At 39.5% G+C, this 13,306-nt stretch carries 12 protein-coding genes; 1 reads left to right on the top strand and 11 read right to left on the bottom strand.

Annotated features, from left to right (window positions below; all coding sequences use genetic code 11):
- Positions 1-14: 14 nt before the first annotated feature.
- Positions 15-1,082, bottom strand: a complete 1,068-nt coding sequence (locus tag EJF36_RS01765) for a polysaccharide deacetylase family protein (protein WP_260471801.1) — start codon at positions 1,080-1,082, stop codon at positions 15-17.
- A 232-nt stretch (positions 1,083-1,314) separates the two neighbouring features.
- Here EJF36_RS01765 and EJF36_RS01760 point away from each other — a divergent pair, with 232 nt between their 5' ends.
- Positions 1,315-1,959, top strand: coding sequence for a YczE/YyaS/YitT family protein (locus EJF36_RS01760; RefSeq protein ID WP_125904727.1), 645 nt, complete (start codon positions 1,315-1,317; stop codon positions 1,957-1,959).
- A gap of 68 nt (positions 1,960-2,027) precedes the next feature.
- On the opposite strand, the gene dhaK is transcribed toward EJF36_RS01760, so the two are convergent.
- From dhaK to EJF36_RS01710, 10 genes are read right to left on the bottom strand one after another with little or no spacing between them, the layout of a single operon-like run.
- Complete coding sequence (gene dhaK, locus EJF36_RS01755; protein ID WP_125904726.1) at positions 2,028-3,788, bottom strand: dihydroxyacetone kinase subunit DhaK; 1,761 nt, start codon at positions 3,786-3,788, stop codon at positions 2,028-2,030.
- A gap of 2 nt (positions 3,789-3,790) precedes the next feature.
- A complete protein-coding gene (locus tag EJF36_RS01750; RefSeq protein ID WP_125904725.1) occupies positions 3,791-4,927 on the bottom strand; it encodes a glycerol dehydrogenase in 1,137 nt (378 codons plus the stop codon).
- 56 nt (positions 4,928-4,983) lie between these two features.
- A complete protein-coding gene (locus EJF36_RS01745) occupies positions 4,984-6,348 on the bottom strand; it encodes an APC family permease (RefSeq protein WP_125904724.1) in 1,365 nt (454 codons plus the stop codon).
- A 17-nt stretch (positions 6,349-6,365) separates the two neighbouring features.
- Positions 6,366-6,857, bottom strand: coding sequence for an RpiB/LacA/LacB family sugar-phosphate isomerase (locus EJF36_RS01740; RefSeq protein WP_125904723.1), 492 nt, complete (start codon positions 6,855-6,857; stop codon positions 6,366-6,368).
- Entirely contained in the window at positions 6,829-7,806 is a 978-nt protein-coding gene (locus EJF36_RS01735; RefSeq protein WP_125904722.1) for a transketolase family protein, read from the bottom strand. Before EJF36_RS01735 ends, EJF36_RS01740 begins: the two co-directional genes overlap by 29 nt.
- Positions 7,803-8,633, bottom strand: coding sequence for a transketolase (locus EJF36_RS01730; protein ID WP_125904721.1), 831 nt, complete (start codon positions 8,631-8,633; stop codon positions 7,803-7,805). Before EJF36_RS01730 ends, EJF36_RS01735 begins: the two co-directional genes overlap by 4 nt.
- A 9-nt stretch (positions 8,634-8,642) precedes the next feature.
- Complete coding sequence (locus EJF36_RS01725) at positions 8,643-9,767, bottom strand: iron-containing alcohol dehydrogenase (protein ID WP_125904720.1); 1,125 nt, start codon at positions 9,765-9,767, stop codon at positions 8,643-8,645.
- Positions 9,768-9,778: 11 nt separating this feature from the next.
- Complete coding sequence (locus tag EJF36_RS01720; RefSeq protein WP_125904719.1) at positions 9,779-10,867, bottom strand: M24 family metallopeptidase; 1,089 nt, start codon at positions 10,865-10,867, stop codon at positions 9,779-9,781.
- 6 nt (positions 10,868-10,873) lie between these two features.
- Entirely contained in the window at positions 10,874-11,950 is a 1,077-nt protein-coding gene (locus tag EJF36_RS01715; protein ID WP_125904718.1) for a transaldolase family protein, read from the bottom strand.
- Between the two features lie 13 nt (positions 11,951-11,963).
- On the bottom strand, positions 11,964-13,304 hold the full coding sequence (locus EJF36_RS01710) for a fucose isomerase (protein ID WP_125904717.1): 1,341 nt from the start codon (positions 13,302-13,304) through the stop codon (positions 11,964-11,966).
- Positions 13,305-13,306 lie beyond the last annotated feature (2 nt).

Raw genomic sequence — 13,306 nt, 5'->3', positions numbered from 1 at the left:
AGCGTCTATTTTTATTACTTTTGCCTATCCAGTAGTGTTTGCAGTGTTACAAACATATATCCTTGTTTTTTCAGTTCATCAATGATGATTGGTAGCGCCTCTATGGTTCCTTCTAAATTTCTGTTAGCAGAGTTATTATGCTGCAAAATAATGCCACCAGGTGTTATATCACGCCTAACAATATCTAATATCATATCTGCTGTTAACCCGCTCCAATCCAACGTATCAACAGACCACTTAATGTTACGCATCCCAATCTCACTTAATATGGCAAGGTCTGCTTTTGTATAAAAGCCATATGGTGGGCGGAACAAATCAGATTTACGTCCAATTGTTTTAAATATTATATCTTGTGTATCGAGTATCTCTTTTTTCACATCAGCAGACCAAGTGTATCTTAAATCTGGATGACTCCACGTGTGGTTTGCGACACTATGTCCTTCGCTGACCATCTGTTTTGTTATGTTTGGGTACCTAGATACATTCCTTCCTATTACAAAGAAAGTCGCTGGAACACCTTTTTCTTTTAAAATGGAAAGAATTCTAGGCGTATAAAAATCGTCGGGCCCATCATCAAACGTTAACGCCACATACTTCTCCGACGTATTAGCTACAGTAATCTCATTTGGCTTGTATTCTATATGCGTAGTAATAAATGTCCTATCGATTATTCTGTCGTACTTTACATCCATCCCTAGCTTTTTCGCCGTCTCGACTAACGGAATGAAAGGCTCTCCTGCTAATTCTATCGGTACCGCTGCAAGTTTACCACGCTCCCACGTTCCAGTAGCACGGTTAAAATCATCAGAATATCTTTTTCCAATTGGTAACGCAAACATGGTATCACGCGCCTTTAAAACAACGGATCTGTACTGATTATCCCAATCTACTTGCGCACCTGTCTTTTTAAAAAATAATGCTGGGACGAGAAGATGACCCTCTATCATAATGAATTTTGAATTATATGGCTTGCCGTCTATGAATATTGGGGCCTCGGCTAAGCTTGACTCACCGGCCTCCGCTGGTACAGGGACTACACTCAACATTAGTACAACCGCTAGCAAATAAAAAAAGTGCTTCAAGTCATACGCCTCCATTCTAAAAGTTATTTATAATTGTTAGATTTTGAAGGTTGAGCATATTTTATTCCTGCTTATACAATGGAAGGAATATAACCGTAGGGAATTCCTGATAAAACACAAACCTGTTTTAAGTTGCGTTTTTTTTTTTTCACAATAGATAAAGTAGGTTTTTATTGCAGGAAATGTTATATTATTATAGTAATCTACAATCTTATTCATTGAAGGAGCAGGTATGAAAAAGGAATCTATATTACGCTGGTCTTTTTTTCTGTTCGGTTTACTCGTTTTAGCATTTGGTATTGCTTTAACCATTAAAGGAAGGATACTTGGCATCGGACCTTGGGATGTATTTCATTACGGACTGTTTTTACAATTAGGTTTATCAATTGGATCTTGGTCAATTATTGTCGGTTTTATATTGCTCTTTATTTCATTCATCATAACAAAGTCACTTCCGAAAATAGGGGCTTTTTTAAATATGCTGCTACTAGGATTGTTTATTGATTTCTTTAATTGGCTTTTGCCAAACACCGATAGCATGTTGGCGGCTATGACTTTATTTGTACTGGGTGTCATTATACTTGGGTACGGGATTGGTCTTTATGTTTCAGCTGATTTTGGGGCAGGACCAAGGGATAGTATTATGTTAGTTATTGTTGAAAAAACAGGATGGAGCATTCAGTCTGTACGTAATGCCATTGAAATCGTTGTATTCCTGCTTGGTTGGGCTTTAGGAGGGCCAGTTGGCATAGGTACTGTACTAATCGCCTTTGGATTAGGCCCTATTATAGGAAAATCTATTCCTCAGTGTAAAACTCTACTGGCATTTTTAATACGTAAAATTTCGGCGCAAGACAAGACCCCTTCACATATATAGGCAAGGGGTCTTAGTCTTTCTCTCGCGTTGTTTGTATCTACAATAACAATTATTATAACGAATCCGTATTACTTCCAGACAATCGCTTCATTAAGCCCTGTAAAGATGACCCCAAGTGCATGAGCACCTGCATCTGGATAGCCTAAGCTACGTTCTCCTACTGTTCCAGCACGTCCCATTCTAGCAACAATCTGTTCGGTACGTTTTGCACCCTCAACTGCTTCTTGAGCCCCAAGCTTGAATGCATGTTGCAGCGTGTCTCCGTTTTGTGCGGACTCTGCCCATGAACGGCTACAAGGTATAAAGGCATCCATTAATGTTTTGTCTCCTATATCAGCCCCTCTACCAAAGGAACGTTCTCCAGTTGTTTGAATTCCCTTCACTGCCGCATCTAACATTTCTGCCATTTCTGTAATTCCAATTGTTCGTTTATCTGCTGCATATTTACCCGCAGCTCTAAAAGCTGATCCCCAAATCGGACCGGACGCGCCACCACAATGCTCCATAATGACCATAGAACACGCCTCAAGGAAACTACCGATATCGTGTGATTTTTCTGAACGAATGTCGTCCCATTCTGCATCTAGCTTTCTAAATCCTTTTGCTACACTCATGCCGAAGTCACCGTCACCCGCATGTGAATCAAGATCACAGAAAGGAACTTCATTTTCGATAATGATTTCTCCCATCTTTTTAACGAGAAACATCATATTTTCGAGTGTGACTACATTCTGGGAGAATTGATTATCCTCTATAACTGTTGACCCAGCTAGTTCATCTTTGTTTAGTTGTAAATCTTCCGTAATGATGGAAAAATCCACTTCTTGATTACCGCTCATTTTCAATGCCGGTGTATCAACTTCATCAGCAAGAAGCTCTTCTAACTCGTGATCCAGCTTCATAATCGAGACAGAAGCACCTGCCATATCAATGCTTGTCATATAGTTGCCTACCATAACTTTGCCTACTCGTAACGTTGTTTGTGCCAAAGTCTTCATGACAGCATGATTCAACAAATATAATTCCTGTAACGGTGTGCCGCCGAATCCGTTAATAAGGACAGCAATTCTTTCGTCGTTGGCGTCTTCTATTTTCAAATCCTTCAATAACGATTTAACCATACGATCTGCAAGTTCATCGGCCGTACAGACCTCTTCTCTTTTTATACCTGGTTCACCATGGATACCAACGCCATATTCCATTTCACCGTCTTCGATTGCAAATGTCGGAGTTCCTTTAGCCGGAACAGTACAAGATGTCAAAGCAAAACCAATACTTCTTACGTTATCAGCAGCCTTTTGCGCTAACCGTTTCACTTCATTAAGAGAATACTCTCTTTCTGCTGCGGCACCAGCCACTTTGTGGACAAACACCGTCCCTGCGACACCTCTTCTACCAACAGTGTATAGACTATCCTGTACTGCAATATCATCCTCAACCTTGATATAATCTACTTCAATCATATCCTCTTGAGCTAAATGAGCGGCATTTTTGAAGTTCATGACATCACCGCTATAGTTTTTAATAATGAGAAGAGTCCCTTTATCGCTTTTTGTTTCTTTAATCGCTTGATACACTTGGATTTGAGATGGTGAGGCGAAAACATCACCACAAACCGCAGCATCAAGCATTCCTTTTCCGACAAAACCGGCATGTGCCGGTTCATGTCCACTTCCACCACCACTAATTAATGTGACTTTATCTGAATTAATGTTTTTCTTTTTTATAATTTTATATTTTGGTAGAAATTGAAGTTCTGGATGTGCCAAAGCGATACCGCTACACATTTCTGTCACGACAGACTCCGGCTTGTTCATAATTTTTTTCATTCCTAAGCCTCCATCTTCTTCTTATAACTGCGACCTAACTGATCCGCTACTTTAATAGCAGCAGCTACAGCAGCTACAGATATCGGGAAAGGCATAGAATGGATTGACTCTTCTGGGATGCATGCAATCTCGGCAACTTTTGTTAATTCCTCGTCAGTAATACTTTCCACTCCAATGTCTGCTAGGGAGATTGGAAGTCCTATCTTTAAGCAGAAATCCATCACTTCATGTAAAGTTTCATCCGGTGCATTTTCTAAAACAAGCTGTGCTAATGTACCAAATGCAACTTTTTCCCCATGGTAGTAGTGATGTGTAGGTTCAAGAATCGTTAACCCATTATGAATCGCATGCGCACCAGCTAAGCCCCCACTTTCAAAACCTAAACCAGATAGTAGAGTATTGGCTTCAATTATGTTTTCTAACGCTGTAGTGATTTGATTCTGTTCACAAGCTATTTTAGCTTTTTCGCCGTCCTTCAACAGCGTTTCGTAGCAAAGCTTTGCAAGCGCCAAAGCGGCATTTGTTCCTATTGCTGCCGAACAATGTCCTTCTCTGTATCCACTTGGTAACCCTGCGTTGACATTTGAATAAGAAGCAGAAGTTGCGCGTGCTTCAAAGTATGTAGATAATGCATCACCCATACCAGCTACTAAGAAACGTACTGGTGCCTTGGCAATAACTGTTGTATCCACTAAAACAACGTCTGGGTTCTGTTTGAAGTAAGCGTAATCTTCAAAAGCACCTTCCTCTGTGTAAATAACAGCAGAGTGGCTAGTTGGCGCGTCAGTTGCCACAATAGTAGGAACAATAATAAGTGCATTTCCTTGTGCTACGCATTTAGCTGTATCGATAGCTTTTCCGCCACCAAGTCCAATTGTACAATCACACCCGTTTTCAGTTGCGAATGCTTGTAATCTTTCAATCTCATCCCTCGAGCATTCACCTCTAAATCCGCTCTCAACAAACTGAATTCCAAAACGCTCCGCTGTTGCATCTAGTTGAACTTTGACACGCTGTACATCATCCGGGTGTGCAATTAATAGGGCTGTTTCTCCGAAAGATTTAACAAAGTAACCGAGGTTGTAAAGTTCATCTTCCCCTTGTACATATTTACTTGGACTAATAAATGCTCTTCTCATAATGTTATATTTCCTCCAATACATTTCGTATGATGTCATCTTTAGTAATAAATTGTTTAACTTACATGTTTATTTAAAGTTGTCTTTTGTTTTTTTTCGTTGTTCTTATCAAGTAAAAAAAATACAACTCCCAACGCAGACCAAAGCACCAGTGCAATAATAGACTGTATAGATAGGAAACCTGGTGAGCCAGGAATAACAAGTAACAAGATAAATATACTGCTAAACACGGTAGCAAAAGCTCCAACGATTCTCTCGATACCACTGCTTATTCTGTAGGCGGTAAGAGCAGTATAGAAGAACACGATTGCGCCTCCCAAAGCAGCCATATCAACAATCCACGCTAAGACCTGTCTTCCGAAAAATGGCGCAGCCATTATAATGAATAAAATAAATAAAATTGATTGATAAGGAGTTCCGTACTTTTTATGCTTCAAAGAAAATTTCTTCGAAAGCAGTCCATCTTCACTCATACTAGACATAACCCTTGCTGCTCCCATGTAAAAGCTATTGACACCGGAGAATATCGCAAAGGCTAAACCGGCAGTTATAAACATTAATCCTGCATTTCCAAACAAGCTCTTAATCGCAGCACCTGTAGCCCAACCAGTATAACCAACTAAATCATTCTGAGAGAACATTGAAGCAGTTAGCACAAGGAGCATACTATAGATAAAGAAACCACAGACAAGTGACAACACTGTTATAGAAATGACTTGTTTATATGGTAACTTTGCATCACTGGCCACTTTAGGAATACTAGAAACGCCGTAGTAGGCCCAAGGTGTAATAACCAGAATCGCAATAATCCCGCTAAGATTAATAGTTGCTGGATTTGAATAGGTAATTAAAGGCGAGTTAGCAAAATCTATTTTGTTTAGTGCTAGGAAAAATATTGAAACTACAATGATAATAAGTGCTATTGTTACAACATTTTGAACCTTTATAACGGCATTTACACCCTTTATCATAAACCAACTGAATACAAGCACGACTGCCACGCTTATCAACGCTTCTCCTAACGTAACCGGTGACCCAGCGATGGTGTATAGCGTAATAAAATTAGTGTCCGGGAAAAGAACATTTTTAAAAATTAAAGCAAAGGACGTTGCATTTAGCGCCGCAATACCAATAAAAACTATTAAAAGAAACCACCCTACAACAAACGAGTGTTTTCGGTTAAAGGCTAGCTTGCTGTAGGAGTATTCGCCTCCTGTAGAATTCGGAGACTTGTTGAGAATGATACCATAGCAGGAGGCAATGGTGGATACCATAATCAGACCAATAAACATGGCGATCACTGTATTTAGAACGCCAGCCTGTGGCAAGAATTTTAATCCCGGTTGCATAAATGCACCCCAACCAACCATACCTCCTATCGACATTGTTAGTAATCCAAGTTTTGATACCTTTCGTTCCATGTTATTACCTCCAATGCCTAGCTAGGTGTAGAGCTTCGAAAACTAGCTTGCTCAATCTCCTTCACTTCATCTCTTGCTTTTTTCAAGAATACTTGGCGCCATTCCTCAAGACCTTGGGTGAATTCAGTTTCTAAAAATTTATTTGCAATTTCTGCTCCTAACGTTTCGGCAACAATCCAACCACCCATAGTTAATACATTGGCATCATTAATAGCTCTACATTTCTCAGCTGCATACACACTTTCAACAACTGCAGCATGAACACCTTCAAACTTGTTAGAGACGATAGCCATACCCATTCCCGTACCACAACATAGAATCGCCTTTTCAAATTCTTGATCCTGTATCTTCTTAGCGGCTATAGGTGCGACTTCATAGAAAGGCATAGGGGCATTGGGATCAAGAGTTCCACAATCTGTTACGTCATACCCTTTAGCAACTAAATCACTTTTGACAAATTCCTTTAAAAAGAACCCTGATTTATCTGATCCGATTAAGACTTTTTTCATTTCGCTTCTCCTTCATCTTTAAGACTTCCTTGCAACTTTTTACAATTTCTTCTGCAGTAAGACCGTATTTCTCAGCTAAAAAGTCTTGCATACCTACTTCACCAAAATGGTCTTTGACACCGACCATTTTCATCGGAACAGGATAGTTTTGGGAAAGAAATTCTGCAACAGCACTACCAAGCCCATTTATAACAGAGTGATTTTCAGCTGTCACTACAGCGCCTGTTTTCTCGGCCTCTAGTAAAATTGTATCCGTATCTAATGGTTTAATAGTATGCATATCTATTACACTTGCATCAATGCCTTCCTCAGCAAGTATTTTTTCAGCCTTGACAGCTTCACTAACCATAATTCCGGCAGCAATAATGGTAACATCATGTCCTGACTTTATTGATTTTGCTTTACCGAGTTCAAAAGTCTCACCTGCTTCATACACAACCGGCGCTTCTCTTCTTAGCAAGCGAATATAAACAGGTCCATCATGATTAACGATTTGCGGGAAAAGCTCTGCCAACTGCACCCCGTCAATAGGCTCAACGATACACATACCAGGAATGTTTCTCATGATAGCAACATCCTCCATACTCATATGAGTACCACCGTTAAGCATAGCCGTAATACCCGGATCACTACCGACCATTTTCACATTGTTTTTAGCATAACTAACAGATAAAGTAACCTGATCGTTGCACCGTCTCGTTGCAAAAGGTGTAAATGTGTGAGTGAACGGTATCATCCCTAAAGTCGATATACCAGCAGCCACACCAATCATGTTAGCCTCTGCTACCCCCATGTTGATTGTTCTTTCAGGGAACATCTCTTTAAAGGGACCTGTGCCACTCGCTAGCATAAGGTCAGCATCTAAATAACAAATTCTTTCATCTTGTTTTGCTTGCTCAATCAATAATTCTGTGAATATTTCTCGCATCCATCGTCCAGTTAATTTCATGATGTCACCTTCATTTCATCCAGTTCTTTAACCGCCTGCTTCCATATATCTTCTGTAATCGGCATATTATGTGAAGACACTTTACCCTCGCAAAAGCCAGCGCCCTTACCTTTAACAGTATCCATAATAATCATCGAAGGTCTGCCGGTGATATTTTGCGCTAACATAATGGCATCTCTTAAAGCTTTCACGTTATGACCGTCAACAACCTGTACATGCCAACCAAATGATTGCCATTTGTCATGTAACGGATAGAGCCCATTCACTTCCTCAATCGTGCCATCAATTTGCATTTTGTTGTAATCCGTAAAGGCAATCAATTTACCTAGTTTCTGAGAACCTGCAAACATAGCACCTTCCCATATTTGACCTTCTTGAGATTCACCGTCACCGATACAAACATACGTCCAAAAATCCTTCTTCATCATTTTGGCACCCATTGCAATACCAATCGCACATGAAAACCCTTGTCCAAGAGAGCCTGTTGTCATGTCTATCCCTGGGGTTAGATTTTTGTCACAATGGCTTGGCAAATTTGTATTCGGGCGGTTTAGTGTATCCAACATCTCTTTTTCAAAGTAACCCTTCAGGGCCAATGTTGCATAAAGAGCTGGACCACCATGACCTTTTGAAAGGACAAATCTGTCACGATTTTCATCTTTAGGATTGGTAGGGTTAACATTCATTACATCAAAATATAAGACAGATAAAAGATCAACAATTGAGAGGGAGCCGCCGATATGACCGACTCCGAGTTTTCCGATACTTTCAATTGTTAACTTTCTAATATCTATTGCTGTATCATTTAAATATTCATATCTATTCATGTTGTCACCTCACAGTATTGATTTTAATAAATCATATAGTACGTCTTCATCCATCTTGACAGGTGTGAAATGAATGAGTGGTGCTTTCATCGAAATTTCTACAATTCTATCAAGATCGCTTTCTTTAACATTCAAGGCACTTAATCTCGTTGGTATTTCAATATTTTTCATAATTTCCTCTACTCGACCAACAAAAGATTCAAGAGATTCATATCCTATCATCGTGAATAGAGCATCCATTTTTTCCTTACGTCCCGTGTACGCAAGCTTAATGAACGCAGGTAGCGTTATGCTGCATGCTAAACCATGACTTGCACCAAAGTCTGTAGTCAACGGAAAGCTTACCGCATGAATGCCGGTCGTTTTTGTCTGGCTAAAAGATATACCTGCCGTCACACTAGCAAAGGCCATGTTTTTGCGTGCTTCAATATTTGTTGGTTCTTTGCATGCCGTTTCAATATTCTCAAGAATCGTCTTGATAACGGACACTGACAAGGCATCTGAAATAGGATTCGAATTGACACTCCAGTAAGCTTCAATAGCATGCGTGAAAGCATCCATACCTGTCGAAGCCGTTATGTGCATTGGCATCGTATGCGTTAACATCGGATCAATAAGAGCGATATCTGGCCAGAAATATGGTGAAGCAAACGGCATCTTAATACCTGTCTCTTTATTCGTGTAAACACCTATATTTGTCACTTCACTGCCTGTACCTGCAGTTGTTGGAATACAAATCAATTGCGCTTTTCTAGGCTTAAGCTCTTTATTTCCTGTGCTGTAGTAGTCAAAAATACTTCCCTCGTTATCTATAAGACAAGTAACCATTTTAGAGGCATCCATAGCACTCCCGCCACCAAGGCCAATAACTACATCTACATTATGTTCTCTTGCCATTGCAGCTGCCTTATCTACTGTTTGACAAGAAGGATTTGGCTCAATCTCATTAAAATATACGACTTTCTCGATGTTCGTTGCTTCGGCTACTTTTTGTGCCGTACCAATCTTATAAAGAAAAGGATCACACATCATTAGCAGGCTGGTCCCCTTAACATGCTTACTGAGACTGTCTGCCGCACCATCTTCAAACACTAATTTTGTAGGCATATGAAAGTTAAAGCCCATTTTATCCATGTTTACACCTCTTATTTTTTTACTACATATACCGTTGGCATCACAAAACTTTCTCCGTCGATGTCACAAGTTATATAAGCGTAGTTTCCGGTATATGTCATTTCTTCAATTCCGTTTTCCGTTACTAGTACTGTATCTTCACATTTAGAACCTTGAATAGTTGGATTAAAAGCATATGCTTCATCCTTTTTCACTAAATGTGTACAACCCATATTTGCTCGTATTTCTCTCGGAATAAAACCAGTTAAACCACCTTGATGATGTTCTTTATATTCAAGAGGATAACCCTGCGCATCGTACTCTGATACACCTCTCTTGAAAACATTCTCAAGTGAATTACCTACTTTAAGAGCACTTAAAAATGCTGCATTGACCATCGCACATTTGGCATGTTTTTGTACCATTTCTTCATCATTCGTGAGAAGGACATCACGAGACAGTGAAACAATTAATCCGTTTCTTCTACCGCAGATTCCTACAAGAGCATAATTTTCTAAGCGATTGCCTGCCATAACTGGATGTCTATGTTTTAACGCTCTTTCATCAAAAGCTATTAAAATAGTAATAGGCTCAATATTATGACTCCAAAGCTTATTAGAAATCTCTCCTGCAAGCTCGTATTCACTGATACCCTTCCTTAAGTTCTTACAAATATCTTCAATAAGAATGGCAGTCTCATAACTAAGCTTTTTATACTCCTCACGATCGTAAGGAGTCATAACTGTTCGTAATTTAAAAAGTTCTCTTTCTAACTCAGCTTCTGTTGCCATGTTTAACCCTTCGGTAATCTGCTTGACAACTACATCTCTCTGTTGTGGTTCATCCCACGGAAATGCAATAGCTTCTACAGCTGGATTTGAGTCCAGCTGCTCGTTATAGAGTCGATTGATTTCAATATTTTCACTCACTAAGCAAATCCGGTCACGAGTTATAAAGAGACTTCCACATGCCACTACTGATGCAAGACCGATAAAGCCTCTTCCTCGTGTGACATAGCTGAAATTAGCTTGCGTTTTTATTTCAATGCCATCGAAGCCTTTTTCCTTTAAAATATTTCTAATGGCTTGTATTTTATATGAAAAATCATCTTCTCTTCTCATAGCACACTATCTCAAAATATACTTTCTGATAATCTGAACTAACTCATCATACCCTTGATAAAACTGTGTTAACGTATCAATGACTGCGCCATATTGATCAAACTCTTCTACTGTCATTCCATCAACTTCGTACGAATTTACGAAAGCAGGAATCGAAAGAAGTTGATTCATGTAATTTACATCTACAGGAATATCTATCTGCTCTTTGATTTCGACGTTACTTCCATTAATTTTTTTCTGGAATCCTGCTGGAATCGTCGCCAATAGGTCGCCTCCTACAAGCGCTGTCCAGTGATGAATATTTCTGAAAGCAGCAGTCAGTAACTTTGTTTTGTAGTTTCTTTCTTTATAGATCTCATAAAACTTCTTAGCACAAGCAATACCTGCCCACTCTAGAGCTTCTGGCTCAATAAGTCTATCTTCAGACTTAATTACTTTTTTAATATAATCATCTGTTCTTCCAATCATAATCGTACAAACCGGTGTGATTTCGGAATTGTCTTTTCCTTCTTCTTCACGGCGCTTTAACCCTCGTTCTACAGCCTCTGCAACAGCAACAGCTTGAGGGACACTAAAGCACACTGTAGCGTTAATTGATATACCATGGTACGTAGCTTCTTCAATAGCCTTTACACCTGCTGATGTTACCGGGATTTTCACCTGAATATTCGGAGCGAGGCTTGCAAAGTGAAGTGCCTGCTTCAACAGTAGGTCTGGATTTTTACAGTACTTCGTGTTTGTCTGCATCGAAATACGTCCAGTTCCTGTTTTAGGATCAAAAATCGGCTCTAATTTCTTCGCACCATCTAAAGCCATCTTTTCAATCATCAGCCAAGCAATATCATCTTCCGTTAAAGTTGGATTTTCCTCGATGATTCTAATTATTTCTTTTTCATATAGTGATAGATTGTTCTCTAACACCGTTTTTACAATAATAGGATTTGTCGTAGCTCCGACACAATTATTTTCTAGAGCATAGTCTAATTCCTTCAGGTCACAAGAATCATTCCAGAATTTCGTGTCAAATTTTTCGCTCGTCTCATTTAAAACGCTTAATTTATTTACATCTGTTAAAACAGTCATGTTATGTACCTCCTTAGTATTTACATACCTCTGCATTTAAAAATTTCCCTAAAACGAGAAGTTCCTCTTTAATATCTTTATAAGTAACGATGAAATGTGGCTCCCAGCCATCTTTTACACTTTGATTTACAAAATCGATGGATGATGATTCGGTTTTTAGTACTAATGATGTGCCAAGGAATTGTTGCTCTTTATCCAATATTTCCCCATTTGCTATGAAAAATCTTATAGAGCCGTCTGGCTTCCGACCAACTCTGAACACAGTTGCCTCTTTGGATGGCTTACAGCCAAATTCCATCGTAGGTCCTATTTTTCTATTAGGATGGACACCCACTTGAGCACCTTTACTAGGATGGGCTAAGCTACAAGCAGCCGTTCCACAATGCCAAAACGTTACCGTGTTTTCTTCTTTATCTAAGGAAACTGGATCTCCAAAGAACACACTTTCATTTGATAGCTTAATCCCAATAAGCATCGAGATGGCACCATAGGCATCCGCCTCACAAGCAGCAGCTACTAGATTGTCGTTTAGCATACCTAGTACGCCACATACAGGTGTTCCATATTCTACGAATAAATCTGGCCAGCACCTAGAAGAAACGGCCGCAATATCGTTTTCTTTTACAAAGTCTGTGTATGCTTTATACAGACGAACAAAATCAGTCACATTTTTTTCAGGCATTGCTCTCAGGTTTACCATTTTGTCTTCTGCTTCCCTCATGGATTCAGCACAATCTTCATAGGAAAGATTTTTAGCCCTTTGTAAAAGCTCTCGAACTTCTATAGCTACATGCTTCATGCCGAAATATCTTGAAATTTCAGCATCAAGTCCTCGGCCAAATCCAAAACCTTGAGGCGTGTGACCGATGGAAGCTAATGTCATGGAACGTAATTCCTTTTTAAGTCTGGCTGCTGCTACAACAGACTTGATTTTCTGAAACACCACTTCATCCGACGGTGCTCCCCAAATATACTCGAACCTTTCTTTGCCTAAATGGTGCATAAGATTTCCTGCTGAATACGCCCCTGTTAAGGAATTTAATCTAAGTCGACCTCCGTCTATTACAGGCTCTTGCAGTGTCCAAAGTAATACATCTGCATCAAGTCTTCTTAAGATCTCTGCCGTATACTCAGAGTTAGCAAACGCATTGTTTTGAAGAATGATTAAGTCACATTGCTTATCATCAATGAACTCAACCAAATCAGGAATGGTTAAAAGAGGAGCCGACGGACACTCGATGTCCTCGGCTACTTTGTTTAATAGTTCTACTGACATATTAAATTGCGAATCTATACTTTCTTTATGAAATGTTGGTACGCCAATTGGTAAGTACAGTGCTTTAAAAGTTTTCATGG

Source organism: Bacillus sp. HMF5848, assembly GCF_003944835.1.
Taxonomy (GTDB): Bacteria; Bacillota; Bacilli; order Bacillales; family HMF5848; genus HMF5848.
The sequence above is the reverse complement of the archived record's forward strand: the minus strand, read 5'-3'. Positions and strand labels throughout refer to the sequence as shown.

What these genes read in the sequence shown, in the direction of transcription:
- dhaK (WP_125904726.1), bottom strand. Translation starts at nt 3,788, where the DNA reads ATGAAAAAAATTATGAACAAGCCGGAGTCTGTCGTGACAGAAATGTGT.
- EJF36_RS01750 (WP_125904725.1), bottom strand. Translation starts at nt 4,927, where the DNA reads ATGAGAAGAGCATTTATTAGTCCAAGTAAATATGTACAAGGGGAAGAT.
- EJF36_RS01725 (WP_125904720.1), bottom strand. Translation starts at nt 9,767, where the DNA reads ATGGATAAAATGGGCTTTAACTTTCATATGCCTACAAAATTAGTGTTT.
- EJF36_RS01740 (WP_125904723.1), bottom strand. Translation starts at nt 6,857, where the DNA reads ATGAAAAAAGTCTTAATCGGATCAGATAAATCAGGGTTCTTTTTAAAG.
- EJF36_RS01730 (WP_125904721.1), bottom strand. Translation starts at nt 8,633, where the DNA reads ATGAATAGATATGAATATTTAAATGATACAGCAATAGATATTAGAAAG.
- EJF36_RS01710 (WP_125904717.1), bottom strand. Translation starts at nt 13,304, where the DNA reads ATGAAAACTTTTAAAGCACTGTACTTACCAATTGGCGTACCAACATTT.
- EJF36_RS01760 (WP_125904727.1), top strand. Translation starts at nt 1,315, where the DNA reads ATGAAAAAGGAATCTATATTACGCTGGTCTTTTTTTCTGTTCGGTTTA.
- EJF36_RS01720 (WP_125904719.1), bottom strand. Translation starts at nt 10,867, where the DNA reads ATGAGAAGAGAAGATGATTTTTCATATAAAATACAAGCCATTAGAAAT.
- EJF36_RS01715 (WP_125904718.1), bottom strand. Translation starts at nt 11,950, where the DNA reads ATGACTGTTTTAACAGATGTAAATAAATTAAGCGTTTTAAATGAGACG.
- EJF36_RS01735 (WP_125904722.1), bottom strand. Translation starts at nt 7,806, where the DNA reads ATGAAATTAACTGGACGATGGATGCGAGAAATATTCACAGAATTATTG.
- EJF36_RS01745 (WP_125904724.1), bottom strand. Translation starts at nt 6,348, where the DNA reads ATGGAACGAAAGGTATCAAAACTTGGATTACTAACAATGTCGATAGGA.